The sequence below is a fragment of the uncultured Caballeronia sp. genome, from assembly GCF_964243625.1.
Lineage (GTDB): Bacteria > Pseudomonadota > Gammaproteobacteria > Burkholderiales > Burkholderiaceae > Caballeronia.
The window spans coordinates 1-19,052 of record NZ_CAXTGZ010000050.1; the positions used below are offsets into that span (position 1 = coordinate 1).

A 19,052-nucleotide genomic window follows, 5' to 3' on the forward strand; every position below is an offset into this window, starting at 1 on the left:
GCAATCCGTTCTCGGAAGCTTGGCGAACTTCGTCGGAGAGCGATCCGTGGTGCAGGCCGATCGGAAAATCCGGCATGGCTTCCTCCAACGCACGATACCAGAGCTCGGCCTGGGAACGGGTATTGGTGAAGACGATACTTGTGGCGTGTTGGCGAAGTCGCTCGGTGACTTGGGAGAGCAGATGCAGACCGAGATGTCCGCCCCACGGAAAGCGTTCTATCGTGTCGGGAATCAGTGTGTCGACGATCAATGTCTTCGGCTGCGCGCCGCGCACCGACACCTTTTGCGTCCTGGCGGGCGCGAGCAACGCGTCGCGCGCGAGATCGAGATTGCCGAGCGTCGCCGACAATCCCCACACCTGCAACTCGGGACGCCAGCGCGCCAGCCGCGCGATGGCGAGTTGCGTCTGCGTGCCGCGCTTGTTGCCGAGCAGCTCGTGCCATTCATCGACGACGACCAGCCGGACGTGCTTCATTTCATCGATGGCGTTTGCGCGCGTGAGCATCAGCGTGAGGCTCTCGGGCGTGGTCACAAGCGTCGATGGCATGCGTTTGTTCTGGCGTGCGCGTTCGGCGGATTGCGTGTCGCCGGTGCGCAAGCCGATGCTCCAGGGCACCGCGAGTTCGGTCACCGCGGTTTGCAGTGCGCGGGCGGTATCGGCGGCGAGGGCGCGCATCGGCGTGATCCATAACACGGTCAATGGCGCCGGAGCCTTTTGCTCACGTGCATACGCGGCCAATGCGCCGAGCCACACGGCCCAGGTTTTCCCCGCGCCCGTTGTTGCATGAAGAAGGCCGCTCGAACCGCTCTCGATTGCCTTCCATACTTCACGTTGAAACGGAAACGGCTGCCATGCATTGCGCTCGAACCACGCGGCGAGGCGTGTATTGAAAGGCGTGGTTTCAGCGTCCTGGTCGATCACCACAGGCACGGGCTGGAACAACTCGGCCAGGGCGTCCGCCTTCGCCTGCGCCGCGCGCGTTTTCGGCACCCGGCGTGGACGCGGCGAACGGCGTCTGGAATCAGCGGGCGTGCTCATTGGCCGGCTCCATCAAGAAAACCTTTGAGCATGGTGAGTGTATCGGCGTCGTCGATCTGCTTGTCCGTGCGCCACCGCAACATGCGCGGGAACCTCACCGCAATGCCCGATTTATGGCGCGGACTCGCTTGAATGCCTTCGAAGCCGATCTCGAATACGAGCGTCGGCGTGACGCTCCTCACAGGTCCGAATTTTTCGATGGTCGTCTTGCGCACGATCGCATCGACCTTGCGCATTTCTTCATCGGTGAGACCCGAATAGGCTTTCGAAAAGGGGACGAGCGTGCGCACGCCGTCGGCTTCGTCCCACACGGCGAACGTAAAGTCCGTGTACAGGCTCGCGCGCCTGCCATGACCGCGTTGCGCGTAGAGAAGAACGGCATCGATCGCATACGGCTCGACCTTCCATTTCCACCACGTCCCCGACGCCTTCGTGCGGCCGACGCCGTACATGGAATCGCGGCCTTTCAGCATCAGGCCTTCCACGCCGCGCCCGCGGCTTTCCTCGCGCAACGTGGCGAGCGCGGTCCAGTCGCCGGCGTTCACCAGGGGTGATACGCGCAGCAGATCCACCGCAAGTTCATTGGCCAGCGCATCGAGTTGCGTCCGCCGTTCAGTGAGCGGCGTCAGACGCAGGTCGCGACCATCGGCTTCGAGCAGGTCGTACGCAAGAAAGGTGGCGGGCGAGTCGGCCAGCACTTTCTTCGATAACGTCTTGCGCGTGATCCGCGGTTGCAGCCGCGCAAACGGCAACGGCGCATCGGCGCCCGGTTCCCACGCGAGAATTTCGCCATCGATCACCGTGCCATCGGCGAGCGCTTCGCCCAATGCAGCGATCTCGGGGAAGCGGTCGGTGATGAGATCTTCGCCGCGCGACCAGAGCCACACGCGGCCGCCGCGCTTCACGAGTTGTGCACGAATCCCGTCCCACTTCCATTCGATAACCCAGTCCGCCGGCGTGCCAAGCGTTGCAGGATCGGCTTGCAACGGATGCGCGAGAAAGAAAGGATAGGGCAGGCCGATATCGCTTTCGTGAGGCGCTGCGGTTTCATCGTCGGACGATGTTTCGGGCGCGATCAGCCGGAGATAGCGCGCTGCATCCGGCGCCTGGCGCGAGTCGGTCCAGCCGACCATGCGTTGTGCAATGCGTTTGTGATCGACGCCCGCGACTTCCGCGAGGGCCCGCACGACGAGCTGACGCGCGACGCCGACACGAAACCCGCCGCCAATCAGCTTGGTCAGCAGGAAACGCTCGCTCCAGTCGAGTTCGTCCCAATAACTGAGCAGGCGCGTGCGAAGTTCGTCGGGTTCCAGGCCGCGCAAGGTCAGCACGCGGCCTTCGATCCATTGCGCCAAGCCGAGCTCAGACGTGCGTTGCGCCGGCGGCAAGATATGCGCGATGGTTTCGGCGAGATCGCCAACGGCCTGATACGACTCTTCGAACAGCCATTCCGGCAGGCGGGCCCGCTCGCGGGCGAACTCGGTGAGAAGGCGCGTAGGAACAGATTGGCGCGGCTTGCCGCCGCTCAGGAAATACGACGCCCAGGCAGCGTCCTCGGGTTCTGCCGCAGAGAAGTACGCGATCAGTGCTTCGAGTTTTTCTTTCGTCGATGTCGTGCCGTCGAGCGCGGTGTATAACGCGGCGAAGCGCTTCATTGGGACGCTGCCTCGGGTTCGGCGCTACCAGCGGCTTCGGCTGCGTCCGCTTCGATTGCGTCGTCGCCGTATTCGGTCGTGAACGCACCGGCTTCGAGTCCCTGTTCACGCAGCCACCGCACCATCGGTTCGATCTGGCCGTGCGTGACGATCACACGTTCCGCGCCCGTCGCACCGATCGCCTCCTGCAACCCCGGCCAGTCCGCATGATCGGACAGCACGAAACCGCGATCCAGGCCGCGCCGGCGCCGCGTGCCCCGCAGGCGCATCCAGCCGGAAGCGAACGCGTCGCTGTAGTCGCCAAAGCGCCGCATCCACGTGCTGCCTTGTGCCGACGGCGGCGCGACGACCAGCGCGCCCTTGAACACACCCTTGTCCTTGGCGGCGACATCACTGACAAGACGTGTTTCCGGCAAGGCCACGCCCGCTGCCCGATAAGCCCGGTTCAGCGGTTCCACGGCGCCATGACAAAAGATGGGACCGATACCTGCATCGATTCCGGCAAGAACCCGCTGCGCCTTGCCAAACGAATAGCAGAGCAATACGGACGCGCGTCCCTCTGCCGCGTTATGCCGCCACCACGAATCGATACCGCCAAAAGTAACGTGCGACGGGTCCCATCGATAAATCGGCAAACCAAAAGTGGATTCCGTGATGAACGTGTCGCAGCGCACGGGTTCGAACGGTGTGCAAGTCGGGTCCGGGTCGACCTTGTAGTCGCCGGAAGCGACCCACACACGGCCGCCATGTTCCACACGGACTTGCGCCGAGCCCAGCACGTGGCCGGCGGGATGCAGTGAGACGGAGACGCCGTTAATGACAAGACGCTCCCCGTACGGAACGCCTTGTAATTCGATACCCGGCAGGCGCGATAGCAATACACCAACGCCCGCTTCTGCCGCAAGATAGCGCGCATGTCCGAAACGGGCGTGATCCGCATGGGCATGCGTGATGATTGCCCGATCGACCGGGCGCCACGGATCGATAAAGAAGTCGCCCGGCGGGCAATAAAGACCTTCCGGCCTCGCGACAATCAGATCTTTGAATGCGTCCAACCCGCCACCCGCTTGGAAAAGGGAGAAGTCGACCGGAAGTGGTCAACGTGGGTTTAGTGGAAGCAAATCGTGTGCCTATTAAAACTCGGCATTTACTATTGATTCATTAATTCATATGAAGAATAAAAAAGATTGATAAGATATCGACGTCAATCAAACGGTTGACATTTCAAATCATGTTAATTGCGCGTATATAATATGCGCGGTAAGGATTGAAAGCTTAGAGAGTCGTTTGAATGGGCGAAGAACCATCGAACCACGCCTTTATGTTCTCGAGCGTCGTGTTTGCAATCTCGCTCAGGGCTTCATGCGTAAAGAACGCCTGATGAGAAGTAACGATCACATTTGGAAACGAGAGTAAGCGCGCAAGCACATCATCCTGGAGAAGATGATTCGAATGGTCCTCGAAGAAGAGTCCGCTTTCTTCTTCATAGACATCCAGGCCGAGATGGCCTAGCTGGCCGCTTTTTAGCGCATCGACAAGTGCGCTGCTGTCAATCAGTCCGCCGCGGCCTGTATTGATGAGCATTGCGCCATGTTTCATTTGCCCAAGCGCGGCTGCGTCGATCAAGTGATATGTCGAAGGCAGGAGAGGGCAATGCAGGCTGATAATATCGGATTGAGCCAGCAGCGCTTCAAGCGCCAGATACTGCGCTCCGGCTGCAACCAGGTCCTTTGCGGGCGGTCCTGGATCGTATGCCAGCAAAGTCATGCCGAAACCCGCCATGATTTTGCCGAACACACGTCCAATGACTCCTGTGCCGATAATCCCAAGCGTTTTGCCGTGCAGGTCGAAACCCAGCAGGCCGTTGAGCGAGAAATCACCGTCGCGGGTACGTGCATAAGCGCGATGCAGCTTGCGATTAAGCGTGAGGATCAAACCAACTGCGTGCTCGGCAACCGCGTGCGGTGAATAGGCAGGAACGCGGACCACGCCGATTCCGAGCCGCTTTGCGGCGGCCAGATCGACGTGGTTGAAGCCGGCCGAGCGCAGCGCCACAAGTTGAGTGCCGCCGTCGCGAAGCGTCTCCAGGACAGCTTCGTCGACAACGTCATTCACAAATGGGCATACCACGTTGCAACCATGCGCGAGAACCGCCGTCTGCGCGTTGAGTTGCGATTCCTGAAACTGCAGGGCGTAGCCGAAAGCCGCGTTTGCCTCAGTGAAGACATCGCGATCGTATTGACGGCTGCTGAAGACGATCATTGAGATCGGCATCGAGTTGGCACCCCGTTGTCACGCAAACGTTTTAGTTAGCGATGGCACTCGCTGGATGGGCCATTGAAAGCCGGGCCAGGACACTGTCCGGAGCCTGCGGCACGCCGACTTCTCCACCAGGACCCATATGCTCGAGCGTGTAGTCGATAAAAGCACGCGTCTTCGCTGGCAGATACTGACGTCCAGGATAAACGATCGACACCTTGACATCGGGGTCGTCGATTGCGTAATCGCCGAGCACGCGCACCAGCGATCCGTCCTCCAGATCCTTGGCTACGACGCCTTCCGGAAGGATCGAGATACCCATGTGCGCAAGCGTTCCGAGCCGCACCATCAGCGCGCTGTTGACCGTATAAACGGGCGCGAGCGTGACCTGGTCGGCACTGCCGTTGCTGCGATGCCGGAAGTGCCAGGTGGCGCTGCGCATCTCGCTCGGCAACGCCACGAACGAATGATGCAGCAGGTCGGCAGGTTGGCTGGGCGAGCCGTGCTCCTCGAGGTAAGCGGGCGTGGCGACCGGGATCAGCGTATTGGTCGCAACCGGGCGTTCGACAAGCGCCGTGCTCGACACCATGAATGCAGTCACGATACCCACGTCGAAGCCGTCTTCGACCAGATCGACGTGACGCTCCGAGAGCGTAAGACGGACATTCACTTTCGGATAGACCTGCCGGAATCCGTCGATCAGCGGCGTAAGGGCCATTAACGAAAGCGATCCCGAAGCCACCACGCGCAGCGTGCCGCTGGGATCGCCCTCCGTATGGGCGACCATCGATTCCAGATGGTCGAGTTCCTCCAGTAGTGCACGGCACCCCTCGAGATAACGGGTACCGGCCTCTGTCAGTGAGAGGTTGCGAGTCGTTCGATTGATTAGCCGCGTACGCAAATGCGCTTCGAGCATCGCAATCGCCCGAGTGACAAGAGCGTTCGATACATCCAGTTGCTGCGCGGCCCGTCTGAAGCTTTCTGTTTCCGAGACTCGCACGAAAACCCGCATTGCATGAATCTGATTCATAACCCTTACCTCTCAGTGTCCTAAATAACGATGAACTGCTTCGCATATCACCCATGCGAGCAGCGTTTTTTGATTTTCGGTATCGATCAACCGCATTGACACCTGTGCGGAATTGCAATATCTACTTTATTTCTTGTTTGCATTCCGCATTAACGTAAGACTTTCATATTTGCGGAGTCATTGCAATGAAAAATTACACTTAAGTGCTTTTTGGAATGGATCGTCAGATTTATGCAGATTTTTGTTTCGCGGGCTGGACAGCGCTGATCAGTTTCTTGCAGTGCATTAAACGAAGAGTGGTTATTTTTGATCGAAACAATTGCTTAAGGCAGACAGTTGCTGGTTTCTGAACACGCGGAATGAGGTAAAACCGGCTCACGTTCCGTACTAAGTTCAGCTTCTCGCGCAGTCACAAGAAGAGGCCCGTGTGACAATAAAAATCTTTTGAATCGGGCATGCCCAGCTTGACAGGCTGCACGGACGCAGACGGCTCACTTAAAACTGTTTTAACCTGAAAGCGATAAAAATATTTAATCAAATCCTTAATTCGAATGGCGAGCCTTCTTTAATCGTTGCAAATCGATATTCAATCGAGGCGATAATTTCATGATATGGAACTTATTGGCGCGGCAACCCGAGATTGCTTTATTTGCCAGCTTGGCAATCGGGTTTTTCATCGGTTCTTTCAAGTTGGGCCCCATTCAGTTGGGAGGCGTGTGCGGAACGCTGATCGTTGCATTGATCCTGGGCCAGAGCGGCGCGCGGCTTTCGCCGGAACTGAAAAACATCGCTTTTGCACTGTTCATCTTTGCGCTGGGTTTCACCGGCGGCCCGCAGTTCTTCGCCAACGTAGGGCGGGGCTGGCGTTACGGGCTTCTGTCGATTGTAGAAATTGTCGTCGTGCTTGGACTGGTGCTCGGCGCCGTTGCGCTGTTCAAACTGGATCGAGGGACAGCGGCCGGCCTCCTCGCGGGCGCGGCGACAGAATCCGCCGTGGTCGGCACGGCGTCCGAAGCCATTGGCAAACTCGCCTTGCCGTCTGCAGAGATCGCGCGGTTGCAGGCCAACATCGTCACTGCGTATAGCGTGAGTTACCTGTTCGGGCTTGTCACCATCGTCCTGTTCACAAGCCAGGTTGCGCCGCTGATCCTGCGCGTGAATTTGCGCGATGAAGCCGAGCGCCTCTGGCGTACGCTCGGCGGCGACAGCGCGCTCGGGGAAGGGCAGCGGCTCGCGGCGCCGTCGCTCGTGGCGCGTGAAGTGCGTGTGACGGGCGCGGCGCAGATGCGCGTGGATGCGCTGGAACAGCGCTTCAGCAATGAAATCACGGTGGGGCGTGTCGTGCGCGGCCGCTCCACAGTCAAGGCCCAGCCGGGTCTTGTCCTGAAGCGCGACGACCGCATTGTGATCGGCGGACGTCGCGCAGTGCTGCTCGAAGCACTGCCGTCGATAGGCGAGGAAGTGTCGGGTAGCGATGTCGCCGATGTCTACGCCGAGACGCTCGACGTGATGCTTACCCGGCGCGAAGTGCATGGGTTGACCGTGGCGCAAGTGCGCGCCCGCGCAACTCCCGCCGACGGCCACGGCGTCTACATCTCCGCCGTCACGCGGCTCGACAGCACGATCCCGGCGCTCCCCGGAACGGAGTTGCATCGTGGGGACGTGCTGACGTTGATCGGCGCATCCGAAGACGTCCGGCGTGGTGCGGCGAAGCTGGGTTACATCGTGCGCGCGACGCTGAAGACGGACTTCGTGTTCCTCGGCATTGGCGTGATCCTCGGAATTCTTATTGGCCATCTCAGCGCGCGGATGGGCGATATACAGATCACCCTCGGCACAGGCGGCGGGTGTCTTCTGTCAGGTCTGCTGTTCGGCTGGATTCGTTCGCGCTTCCCGGTGATCGGCTCCCTGCCTTCGGCCGCCGCGCAAGTGCTGAAGGATTTCGGGTTGTGCACGTTTATCGCCGCTGTAGGACTCGGCGCGGGCGCCGATGCAATCCGCCTCATCCGTGAATACGGTATCGCCTTGCCGCTCGCGGGCGTTGTCATCACGCTCGGGCCGGCGCTGGTATCGCTCGCGATCGGGCGATGGCTGCTCAAACTAGAGGTTCCCATGCTGCTTGGCGCAATAGCGGGCCAGCAATGCAGCACTCCTGCAATCAGCGCACTGGTTGGGGTGACGGGCAACGCAACACCTGTTATTGGTTACACCATCACGTATGCGTTGTCGAACGTGCTGCTGCCGCTGATGGGTCCGTTGGTTGTCGGGCTCGCAGGCAAGCTGGGATAGCGTTTTAAAAAGCACAACAAACGCGTAACGAAACGCGCTGAGCAGTCAAGGTCGGACGGGAACACAATCTAGCGAGGGCACCATGGAATGGATACACCAGATTTTCACGAAGTCTCCGGAAATAGCGTTGTTCCTGTCGCTCGCGGTGGGGTACTTCATTGGCCAGATCAACTTCGGGAAGTTCCAGCTTGGCGGAGTAGGCGGGTCCTTGCTGGCCGCGGTGGTCATCAGCCAGTTCGGCGTGCAGATCGATAACGGCGTCAAGTCCGTCATGTTCGCCATCTTCATCTACGCAGTCGGTTACGACTCCGGTCCGCAGTTTTTCAACTCCTTGTCGCGCAAGACGCTGCGTGAAATCGCGATGGCGGTTTTCCTCGCGGTTTCAGCTCTTGTCACCGTGCTGATCTGCGCCAAGCTCTTCGGGTTGAACAAGGGCATTGCCGCCGGGCTGGCCGGCGGCGCGCTCACGCAATCCGCGATCATTGGTACAGCGGGCGACGCCATCGCGCGTCTCGGCTTGCCCGTGGCCGAGACCAAGTCCTTGCAATCCGATGTCGCCATTGCCTACGCCGTGACCTACGTGTTCGGGTCGCTCGGCGCGATCATCGTATGCGTGAACATCTTGCCGAAGTTCATGGGACAAGGCCTGAGGGAGGCGGCCGTTGAAGCCGAGAAGAGCCTGCTTGGCAGCACCGTCGCGCATGGTCCGGGACAGACAGCGGCCTTGCCGGAGCTGGTCGGCCGCGCTTACCGGATTACCAGCGGCAACGCGGCGGGCGCCGCGCTCGGGTCAAATGGCGCTGCAGGACGGACGGTCGCCGAGATCGAGCTGGCTGGCGCGGACATGATCACCATCGAGCGCATCAGGCGCGCAGGCAAGGCGCTGGAACCGCGTCCGGACGTGATGCTGCAAGCCGACGACGTCGTGCTCGTGGTCGGACGACGCGAGGTGATGGTCGCAACCGCGCCGGACATTGGCGAGGAGGTGGCGGATACGGATGGCATCAGCGTCGTGATGCAGAACCGGCAAGGCGTCTTCACGCGCAAGGGCATGAATCACATGACGATTGCCGCGATGCGCACGACCGTGGATCGCGATCTGCGTCACGGCGTTTTTGTGCAGGAGATCAGGCGTGCCGACCAGCCGTTGCCGATCCTGCCCGAAACCAAGCTCGAACATGGCGACGTGATCACCTTCTACGGGTCGCCGCAGGACACAAAACGCGCCGTCGATGCCGCCGGTTACGAACTCCCGGTCACGAACAAGACCGACTTCATCTACATGGGCGTGGGCATTGTCCTGGGCTTGCTGATCGGCCTGATCGTGGTGACCGTTGGCGGCGTGCCGCTGACGCTCGGTTCAGGCGGCGGTTGCCTGCTCGCCGGCCTCCTGTTCGGCTGGATGCGCGGCAAGCATCCGATGTACGGCGTGATGCCATCGGCGGCGTCGCAATTGATGAAGGATTTCGGGCTCGCCGCGTTCGTGGCTGCGGTCGGTTTGAACTCGGGATTGCAGGCCGTGGTGACGGTGAAGCAAAGCGGCATGACGATCTTCCTGCTCGGCGTGGTCGTCACAGTGTTGCCGCTTGTTCTAACCATGATTTTCGGCCGCTACGTCCTCAAGTACAACAACGCCGCGCTGCTGGCGGGCGCGCTGACCGGGTCGCGCAGCGCGAACCCGGCGTTTGGCGCGCTGCTCGACAAGACGGAAAGCGCGGTTCCTACCGTGCCGTTCGCAATCACGTATGCGCTGGCCAATGTCTTGCTGACACTGCTGGGACCGCTGCTGGTGGGCCTGGTCTGATCATTGAGAAGGAAGCGTGTCGCCCGATGAAAAACGCGAGGGGCACGCATTCGTTTAGTGAAATGTTGAACTGCTACGCTCATCCGCAGCCCAATGAGACTTCAAGACTGAGCGAGGCTTCCGATGACTTCACCGCACAAATCCGTCCATCTGCCGTCCGGCGAACAGATCTCCGCACTGGGTCAGGGAACGTGGGAGATGGGCGAAAACGCGCGTAAGCGCAGCGAGGAGATCAAGGCGCTGCAGGCGGGCGTGGATCTGGGACTGACGCTTATCGATACCGCCGAGATGTATGGCGATGGCGACAGTGAAAAGCTCATCGCCGAAGCGCTGGGCGCTCGACGCAACGAGTTGTTCATTGTCAGCAAGGTCTATCCGCATAACGGCAGCGAAGCGGGCGTGAAGGCCGCTTGTGAGCGTAGTCTGAAGCGTTTGCAAACCGATCGTATTGATCTGTATTTGCTGCACTGGCGCGGCGGCGAAGATATCGAAGGTGTGATCGCCGGGTTCGAAAGTCTCAAGGCTGCCGGCAAGATCCGTCATTGGGGCGTCAGCAATTTCGACACCGACGACATGATCGAATTGTTCGCGCTTGAAAACGGCAACCAGTGCGCCACCAATCAGATCCTGTACAACGTGGCGCGCCGCGGTCCGGAGTTCGATCTGCTGCCCTGGATGCGCGAACGGAACATGCCTGCGATGGCCTATAGCCCGGTCGATCATTCGCGCTTGCCCAAGCAAAGCGTGCTGAACGACATCGCCGGCGCACGCGGCGTTTCACCGACGCAAATCGCGCTCGCGTGGGTTCTGCAGCAACCGCAAGTCATTGCGATACCAAAGGCGTCCACCGTTGCGCATGTCACGGAAAATGCGGCGGCGCGCGATATCGGCTTGTCGGCGCAAGAGCTGGCGCAAATCGATGCACAGTTCAAACCGCCAAAGTCAAAGCGCTCGCTTGAAATGCTTTAAACCACCTACATGCAGGCGTGATGCGAATGCACCGAGCCGAGGACGGCAACCTCGGCGGGCGTGCGTTTGAGTGCGGCTTCATCGACTTGCTTGGCATCTGCAAGAAACTCATCCACGAGCGTGGACACCGGCGTATTGCTCAGGCACAGCGACACGTTCTGCGTCTCGTTGGGGTTCAATTGCGAACGCTGCCCAAGGAACAACACGCCGTATTGATACCCGCGAACAATGCCGCGCACCGCGCCAATGCATTGTCCTTGCGCGGCGTTATCGCTTTTTTGCGCGCATTCCTGCGCGAGGGTGTACGCGGAAAAGCTGGGGTCGACTGCCGGGGCCTGCGGCGCAGCTTGCTGGGCCTGGGCAAGGGAGATGGCGCCGAACGTCGTGGCTATAGCAAGCGCAAAGGCCGCTGAGATGTTTCGCTTCATGTTGTATCCCTCATGTCGGACATTGAACTCGATATGAGGCGACGCGCGACGATTGGTTCCATCAACGTGATTCCGGCTCACTCGGCCCTCTGCAATTGCCTCAGCTCTTCCAGCGGAATATGACATCGAATCCGATGTCCATTCGCAGCATCCGCATACGGCGGTTCCCGCTGCTCACAAATTGCGCCGATCTTCCTTGGACAACGCGTATGGAATACGCAGCCCGATGGCGGATTCGCCGCGCTCGGCAATTCGCCCGATAACCGGATGCGCTCCCGCGCCGCGCCCGCTCCATCGAGCGCCGGCACCGATGACAACAGCGCCTCCGTATAAGGATGATGTGGGCCATCGAAGACATCGGCGGCGCGGCCGATTTCCATCAGCCGTCCGAGATACAGCACGGCGATACGGTCCGACAGATACCGCACGACGTGCAGATCGTGCGAGATGAAAACGTAGCTCACGCCGCGTTCGCGCTGCAGGTCTGCGAGCAGGTTCAGGATGGCGGCCTGCACGGAGACATCGAGTGCGGAGGTGGGTTCATCGCACACGACCACGCGCGGATCGCCCGCAAACGCACGCGCAATCGCAACGCGCTGCTTCAATCCGCCCGACAACTGCTGGGTGCGCGAACTCAGATAACGTTCGGGCAAACGGACGGCCGCAGTGAGCGACTGCAAACGCGCCTCTTTCGCGGCGCCGCGCAACGCGCCCAGTTTGGATAACGACCGCGCGATCAGCCGCCGCACCGAATGCGCGCGATTCAACGCCGAGTCCGGATTCTGGAACACGATCTGCAGCGACTTCACTTGTTCGTCGTTGCGGCTCGTGACACGTGGCGGGAGTGTTGCTCCATCGAGTTCGATAGACCCGCCCGCGTCCGGAGACAACAGTCCGAGCAGGAGCTTCGCGAGGGTCGTTTTACCGCTGCCTGATTCCCCCACGAGGCCGAGCGTCTCGCCAAGCGCAAGTTCCATCGACACATCGTGGACCGCGCGTATGGATTCCCCGCCGGCATGAAACGTCTTCGACAAACCCACCGCCCGCAGCGCAATCGCCGTTTCATCACGTTGCGGACGCTCGCCCAAGACCTCGGGCGTGGCGCGCGGCAACTCGGTCGCGCGTTCGTGGTAATGGCATCGCGACATCTGATCGCCGAACGCCGCCTGAACGCGATAAGGCGGCGGCGCTTCACGATGACACCGGTCATCGGCGAGCTTGCAGCGCTGCGCGTAGATGCAACCCTGCGTCACGGTTCCCGGCAGCGGCAGCGAGCCGGGAATGGTATCGAGGCGGCCCGTGTCCTTGCTTCGCCCGGTGGTCGGCAGGCAGCGCAAAAGCCCGACCGTGTAAGGATGCCGGGGCTTCGCAAACACATCGCGCGTGGCGCCTTCTTCGACCAGTTTCCCCGCGTACAACACGCCGACGCGGTCGCACATGCGCCCGATCACCGCGAGGTTGTGGCTGATGAACAGCACCGCCGTGCCGAGTTCTTTGCGCAGTTGCGCAATCAGGTCGAGCACTTCGGCTTCGACGGTTGCGTCGAGGCCGGTCGTGGGTTCATCGAGGATCAGCAGTTCCGGGTTGCACGCCAGCGCCATTGCGATCACCACGCGCTGCTGCATGCCGCCCGACAACTGATGCGGGTAGCTCTCCATCACGCGCTCGGGCGACGAGATGCGCACGCGCCGCAAGATATCGATGGTGCGCTCCAGCGCCTCGCTAACCGACGAACCCGCCAGCTCGAACGCCTCCGACACCTGCCGCGCAATCGTCAGCGACGGATTCAGCGCGCGCCCCGGGTCCTGGTACACCATGGAAACCGCATTCGCGCGCATGTGCCGCAAAGCGTCGGCGTTCATCGACGAAATGTCGTGCCCTGCGATAGAAATCTTGCCCGCTTTCACGCGGCCGTTGCGCGGCAGGTAACGCAGCACGGCGAGCGCGGCAGTGGACTTCCCGCAGCCCGATTCGCCGACGAGCCCGTACGCCTCGCCACGTTTCACTCGCAGCGAGATGTCCTGCAGGATCTCGCGATCACGTCCGCGCGTGCGATACGCGACCGTCAGGCCGACGATGGTCAGCGCATCGGTTTCGGCGCTCTTCGATCCATCGAAGATGGGGAAAGCGGATGGAGGCGGGCCGTTCATCGGTCGAGCACTCCCTGTATGCCGTCTGCAACCAGATTGACGCCCACGACCAGCGAGGCGATCGCGGCGGCATCGAAGACGACCGTCCACCACGCGCCGCCTGCCATCAGCGTGTAGCACTCGGAGAGCGCAAGACCCCAATCCGCCGATGGCGGTTGAATACCGAAGCCGAGAAACGACAGCGTCGCGACCGAGAAGATTGCATAGCCGAGCCGCACAGTCGTTTCCACGATGATCGGCTGCAGCACGTTCGGCAGGATTTCCGCGAACATGATGTAGAACGCATTTTCGCCGCGAAGCTGGGCCGCGAGCACGTAGTCGAGATTGCGCTCGGCGAACACGGCGGCGCGCACGGTGCGCGCGGTGATCGGCGTGAACGTGATGCCGATCACGAGGATCACGGTCAGGTTGCTCGCGCCCACGGCAGCGAGCGCGAGCAGCGCGACGATCACGAGCGGCAGCGCGAGGACCGCGTCGATCAGGCGGCCTACGACGTTGTCCACCCAGCCATCGAAATAACCGACGATCAAGCCGACGGCCGTTCCCGCGACCGTGCCGAGCAGCGTCGCCAAGGGCGCAATGGTGAGAATGTCCCGCGCGCCGACGATCACGCGAGCGAAGACATCGCGGCCGAGCTGATCGGTGCCGAACCAGTGCGTGCCGTCGGGCGGCGTGAGGGAATTCAGCGGATCGGACGCGTAGGGATCTTGCGGCACGACCCAATGCCCGCCGATTGCGCACGCGACCCAGAACAGCAGGATCAGCGCGCCGACCAGGAATGTGGGCGAACGCAAGAGTGCTTTGGTGCGCTCGTACTTGGGTGCTTTATATGACGGTGCGGCGGTGGCAGTGCTCATTGCGCATTCCTCACCCGCAAGCGCGGATTCAGCACCACGTACAACCCGTCGGCGATCAGATTGGCCGTCGTATAGATCACGCCGATGGTCAGCACGCCCGCTTCGAGCATCGGAAAGTCCTTGCCCTTCGCGGCGTTGTAGATCAGCGAGCCGATGCCCTGGTAATGGAACAGCGTCTCCACGACGACCAGGCCGCCGATCATGTAGCCGAGTTGCGTCGCGGCCACCGTGACGGTCGGCAGCAGCGCATTGCGCAACACGTGCCGCATGATCACCACGCGGCGCGGCAAGCCCTTGAGGATCGCGGTGCGGGTGTAGTCGGCATCGAGTGCTTCCACGGTTCCCGCACGCGCCATCCGGGCGATATACCCGAAGAACACGAGCACGAGCGGCAACACGGGCAGGATCAGATGCTGCATTTGAACCAGCACGTTCGACCCGGGCGGATACGTCGCTTCGATTGGCAGCCATTGCAGCCAGATGCCGAACACGAGAATCAGCACAATCGACGATACGAACTCAGGCACGACCGTCGCCGACAACCCCGTGATGCTGATCGTCCGGTCGATCCAGCGGCCCTCGTGCAGCGCGGCGTACACGCCCCCGGCAATCCCCAGAGGCACCACGACGATAAACGCCAGCGCCCCGAGCTTCGCCGAGTTGAGCAACGCAGCGCCGATGAACGGCGCAACCGGCGCGCGATACGAATACGACTCGCCCATGTCGCCGCGAAGGAAATGGCCTATCCATGCGGCGTACTGCGTGAGCAGCGGCCGGTCGACACCGAGTTGATGGTTGAGCGCAGCGACTGCGCGTGCGTCGGCGAGAGGGCCGAGGATTGCACGGCCGACATCGCCGGGAAGCAACTGGCCGCCCGCGAATACGATCACGGAAAGCAGCCACAGCGTGATTGCCGCCAGAAACAGCCGCACGCCGATAAACCGCGCAATGCGTAGTGCGCTGCCGTATTCACCGCGTGGCTTTGCAGCAGGTGCCGAAGTAGAGGCGGTGTTCATGACTCAGGGCGTCCTCGGATCAACGGCTAGGCGCCGATGGTCGCGCGTTCGAAATACAACTGCGAAATGGCGTTGAAGCGCACGCCTTTCACGTTCGCCCGCGTGACGATCAGCTGGTCGTAGAAGTACGGAATGACGACCGGGGTTTCGTCGAGCAGGAGCGTCTGAATCTGCCCCGACAGCTTTTTCTGCGATGCGACGTCGAGCGCCGCCACGAAATCCGCGACCAGCTTGTCGTACTGCGGGTTCTTGAAGTGCGCCGCGTTCCACGTGCCTTCGCTGGTAAGCGGCGCATTCAGGAACACATTGGGCACCCCGCGATGTCCGTAATCCGTGATGCCGAGCGGCGAATCGAGCCAGTCCGATTTGCCATACGTTCCCGCGCCGTAATACAACTCCTGGCTCTCGACCTTCAATGTGATCTTGATGCCGATCGCCTTCGCCGCGTTCTGGATCACCACCGCGAGGTCGGGAATCTCCATGTACTTTTCGGTGGTGAGGGTGACATCGAAACCATTCGGCACGCCGGCGGCCGCGAGCAACTGCTTGGCTTTCGCCAAGTCCATCTTGCGTTGCGGCACGCTCAGATCGCTCGATGGAAACACCGGCGAGAACGGACTGTCGTTCCCAAGCGCGGCGTGCCCCTTGAACAGACCCTTCACGATCACTTCGCGATTCACCGCGAGGGCCAGCGCCTGACGCACGCGTTTGTCCCTGAAAGGACCGGTGTCGGTGCGCATGTGCATCTGTCGATGCGCGCTGGATTTCACGCCCAGCACCTTGAACTCGGGGTTCGTCATCATGCTCAGGCCGCCCTGGACGGTAAAGTCGCCCATCACGTCGGCCTGGCGTCCCTGCAGCGCGAGGAGTTCGGATTGTTCATCGGCGTAGAAGGAGAACTTGATGCGCTCCGGCAACGCCTTTTCGCCCCAATAATCGGGGTTCCGCACGAACGATGCACCCACCTTCGGTGTGTAGGACTCGAATTTGAACGGGCCCGTGCCGGGAAACGACTTCTCGTAGGTGCCGCTGAAATTCGCCGGCAGAATCACGGCGTTGTAGGTATCGGACGAAACGTAATACGGGAAATTGCCGTTCGGCGCATCGAGATGAAACTCGACCGTCATGTCGTCAGTGGCCTTCACCGACCCCTTCGACAACACGCCCTTCAGCACCGACAAAGCCGCCGAACCGCTGCCCGGATCGGCCAGACGGTTGAAGGTCGCGGCGACGTCCTTGGCGGTCATCGGCTGGCCGTCGTGGAATTTGACGTTCGGGCGCAGCTTGAACGTCCACACATCGCCCTTCGCGTTGGGTTTCCACGAGAGCGCGAGAGAAGGGCGCAGGACGAGCGCCTGGCCGTCATCGTCGATCAGGAATTCGCCCGTCTGGTTGATCAGTGCGAGGCCGGCCGGATCGGTCACGGTCAGCGGATCGACCTGACCCGACGGTGTCAGATGCGCCACGCGGATCGTCGCGCCGGGTTTCCCGGCAGGCGCCTGGGCGCGTGCCGAAGGCATGCCGAGCAAGCCTCCCGCTGCCAACGCCGCCGTCGACAAACCCAGCAGGCTTGCGTGCCTGAGCAACTCGCGCCGCGAGAGCCGGCCGGCCTTGAATTCATCGATGGCATGGTTGCCCAGTTCTCCCGTTGAGTTGCGCGCTGCGTCGAGCGTGGAATCGGAGAAAAAGGGCGTGGTGACGGTTTTCTTCATCGGGCTGTCCGGTTCTGGGTTCGGTTGTTGTTCTTGACTCGACGACACTGCGCACGCCGGCGCGGCTCAAAGCAGCTTTCCGGCGCACATCCAGTTTAGCGGAGCAAATTACGTTCCGTTTCCGGCCCGCGTTTCGCTCGGCATTATTTTCGCCCTGGAAGAGGGTTATCCAAGCGCTATCTATCAGTGCTGATGCGGATGTTTGTGGATCGGATCGACCCAAAACACTTCTTCGGGCTGCTCCACGGCATCGATGTTCAGATTCACCACGACCGCCTCGTTGTCGCTGCGCACGAGGACGCATTCGAGTGGTTCATCGCTCAGCGCGTTGATCTCCTGATGCGGCACGTAAGGCGGCACGAAGATGAAATCGCCCGGGCCGGCCTCGGCTGTGAATTCCAGGTGATTGCCCCATTTCATGCGCGCCTGTCCGCGCACCACGTAGATCACGCTTTCGAGCGCGCCGTGATGATGCGCCCCGGTCTTGGCATTCGGATGGATCGTGACCGTGCCGGCCCAGATCTTCTGCGCGCCGACGCGCGCTGCATTGATCGCGGCCGCGCGGTTCATGCCGGGCGTCTGGGCCGTGTTGGTATCGAGCTGATCGCCCTTGATGACCTTGACGCCGTTCTCGCGCCAGTCTGTGTGATCGTGTTCATGTTGCTGTTCGTCGCTCATTCTGTCTCCCGCTGGCCGATGGATAAACGCATGAAAAAGTCCGCTGCCACCGGCAAAAAACAGCCGACTTCAGCGGACTTCAGCAAACTTCGCTTTGAATCTAGCTCTGCATCAAGCTCCAAACTCGACGATGTTTACTTCGACTTCGAATTAACGATGGCTTCCGCGACATTGTTCGGCGTCTCGGAGTAATGCTTGAACTCCATCGTGTAGGTCGCGCGGCCTTGAGTCAGCGAGCGCAGCGTCGTTGAATACCCGAACATTTCCGCGAGCGGCACTTCGGCGCGAACCAGCTTGCCGCCGCCACCGGCAATGTCTTCCATCCCCTGAACGATGCCGCGCCGTGACGACAAATCGCCCATCACGTTGCCCATGAAGTCCTCGGGCGTTTCCACTTCCACGGCCATCATCGGTTCGAGCAGCACCGGCTTGGCTTTGCGCATGCCGTCCTTGAACGCCATCGATCCAGCCATGCGGAACGCGTTTTCGTTCGAGTCGACGTCGTGGTACGAGCCGAAAGTTAGCGTCACCTTGACGTCGACGACCGGATAACCCGCCAGCACACCAGCCTTCAGCGTTTCCTGGACGCCCTTGTCCACGGCCGGAATGTATTCGCGCGGAACCACGCCGCCCTTGATGGCATCGACAAATTCATAGCCCGTACCCGGTTTTTGCGGTTCCAGCTTTAGCACCACGTGACCGTACTGACCGCGGCCGCCCGACTGCTTGACGAACTTGCCTTCTATATCTTCAACCGGAATGCGAATGGTCTCGCGATACGCCACCTGCGGCTTGCCGACGGTCGCTTCAACGCCAAACTCCCGGCGCATCCGGTCGACGAGAATTTCCAGGTGCAGCTCGCCCATGCCGGAAATGATCGTCTGGCCGGATTCCTCGTCGGTCTGCACGCGGAACGAGGGATCTTCCTGCGCGAGCCGGTTCAACGCGATACCCATCTTTTCCTGGTCGGGCTTGGTCTTCGGCTCGACGGCCTGGGAGATCACCGGTTCCGGGAAGATCATGCGTTCCAGGATGATCGGATGAGCGGGGTCGCACAGCGTGTCGCCGGTCGTCGCTTCCTTCAAACCCACGGCCGCGGCGATATCGCCTGCGCGCACTTCCTTGATTTCCTGACGCTCGTTCGCATGCATCTGGAGAATCCGGCC

Annotated in this window: 15 protein-coding genes; 3 read left to right on the top strand and 12 right to left on the bottom strand. The window is 61.1% G+C overall.

What is annotated here, in order from left to right; translation table 11 throughout:
• The 5 genes from ACFFAR_RS05490 to ACFFAR_RS05510 all read right to left on the bottom strand — a co-directional run.
• Nucleotides 1–1,039: DEAD/DEAH box helicase (locus tag ACFFAR_RS05490; protein WP_375507607.1), on the bottom strand; the 1,039-nt coding region annotated here is incomplete at its 3' end.
• A complete protein-coding gene (locus tag ACFFAR_RS05495) occupies nucleotides 1,036–2,694 on the bottom strand; it encodes an ATP-dependent DNA ligase (protein WP_086382510.1) in 1,659 nt (552 codons plus the stop codon). The genes ACFFAR_RS05495 and ACFFAR_RS05490, both read right to left, overlap by 4 nt.
• The gene (locus tag ACFFAR_RS05500; RefSeq protein WP_375507608.1) at nucleotides 2,691–3,749 is read right to left on the bottom strand and encodes a ligase-associated DNA damage response exonuclease; all 1,059 of its coding nucleotides are present in this window, start codon (nucleotides 3,747–3,749) and stop codon (nucleotides 2,691–2,693) included. The genes ACFFAR_RS05495 and ACFFAR_RS05500 overlap by 4 nt, the downstream gene beginning before the upstream one ends.
• A 220-nt stretch (nucleotides 3,750–3,969) precedes the next feature.
• Complete coding sequence (locus tag ACFFAR_RS05505) at nucleotides 3,970–4,962, bottom strand: 2-hydroxyacid dehydrogenase (RefSeq protein ID WP_174362977.1); 993 nt, start codon at nucleotides 4,960–4,962, stop codon at nucleotides 3,970–3,972.
• A 37-nt stretch (nucleotides 4,963–4,999) separates the two neighbouring features.
• Nucleotides 5,000–5,983, bottom strand: coding sequence for a LysR family transcriptional regulator (locus ACFFAR_RS05510; RefSeq protein WP_061998695.1), 984 nt, complete (start codon nucleotides 5,981–5,983; stop codon nucleotides 5,000–5,002).
• Between the two features lie 606 nt (nucleotides 5,984–6,589).
• Between ACFFAR_RS05510 and aspT (ACFFAR_RS05515) the strand changes: the two genes are divergently transcribed.
• From aspT (ACFFAR_RS05515) to ACFFAR_RS05525, 3 genes are all read left to right on the top strand, one after another.
• On the top strand, nucleotides 6,590–8,272 hold the full coding sequence (aspT, locus tag ACFFAR_RS05515) for an aspartate-alanine antiporter (protein ID WP_062169388.1): 1,683 nt from the start codon (nucleotides 6,590–6,592) through the stop codon (nucleotides 8,270–8,272).
• Nucleotides 8,273–8,354: 82 nt separating this feature from the next.
• Nucleotides 8,355–10,076 (top strand): aspartate-alanine antiporter, encoded by a 1,722-nt coding sequence (gene aspT, locus ACFFAR_RS05520; protein ID WP_174362498.1) that lies wholly within the window; start codon nucleotides 8,355–8,357, stop codon nucleotides 10,074–10,076.
• Between the two features lie 123 nt (nucleotides 10,077–10,199).
• Complete coding sequence (locus ACFFAR_RS05525) at nucleotides 10,200–11,045, top strand: aldo/keto reductase (protein WP_174362497.1); 846 nt, start codon at nucleotides 10,200–10,202, stop codon at nucleotides 11,043–11,045.
• Nucleotides 11,046–11,050: 5 nt separating this feature from the next.
• Here the strand turns inward: ACFFAR_RS05525 and ACFFAR_RS05530 are convergent, their stop codons facing one another.
• The 7 genes from ACFFAR_RS05530 to ACFFAR_RS05560 all read right to left on the bottom strand — a co-directional run.
• Nucleotides 11,051–11,473, bottom strand: a complete 423-nt coding sequence (locus ACFFAR_RS05530) for a hypothetical protein (protein ID WP_174362496.1) — start codon at nucleotides 11,471–11,473, stop codon at nucleotides 11,051–11,053.
• A 77-nt stretch (nucleotides 11,474–11,550) separates the two neighbouring features.
• Nucleotides 11,551–13,623 carry a dipeptide ABC transporter ATP-binding protein gene (locus ACFFAR_RS05535; RefSeq protein ID WP_174362495.1) on the bottom strand — a complete coding sequence of 691 codons (2,073 nt, stop codon included), beginning with the start codon at nucleotides 13,621–13,623 and terminating at the stop codon, nucleotides 11,551–11,553.
• Complete coding sequence (locus tag ACFFAR_RS05540) at nucleotides 13,620–14,480, bottom strand: ABC transporter permease subunit (protein WP_174362494.1); 861 nt, start codon at nucleotides 14,478–14,480, stop codon at nucleotides 13,620–13,622. The genes ACFFAR_RS05535 and ACFFAR_RS05540 overlap by 4 nt, the downstream gene beginning before the upstream one ends.
• Nucleotides 14,477–15,496 (bottom strand): ABC transporter permease subunit, encoded by a 1,020-nt coding sequence (locus ACFFAR_RS05545; RefSeq protein WP_174362493.1) that lies wholly within the window; start codon nucleotides 15,494–15,496, stop codon nucleotides 14,477–14,479. Before ACFFAR_RS05545 ends, ACFFAR_RS05540 begins: the two co-directional genes overlap by 4 nt.
• 26 nt (nucleotides 15,497–15,522) lie before the next feature.
• Nucleotides 15,523–17,208, bottom strand: a complete 1,686-nt coding sequence (locus tag ACFFAR_RS05550) for an ABC transporter substrate-binding protein (protein WP_174362492.1) — start codon at nucleotides 17,206–17,208, stop codon at nucleotides 15,523–15,525.
• 183 nt (nucleotides 17,209–17,391) lie between these two features.
• On the bottom strand, nucleotides 17,392–17,886 hold the full coding sequence (locus ACFFAR_RS05555) for a cupin domain-containing protein (RefSeq protein WP_174362491.1): 495 nt from the start codon (nucleotides 17,884–17,886) through the stop codon (nucleotides 17,392–17,394).
• Nucleotides 17,887–18,020: 134 nt separating this feature from the next.
• The coding region (locus tag ACFFAR_RS05560; RefSeq protein ID WP_375507609.1) for an elongation factor G at nucleotides 18,021–19,052 on the bottom strand (1,032 nt) is incomplete at its 5' end.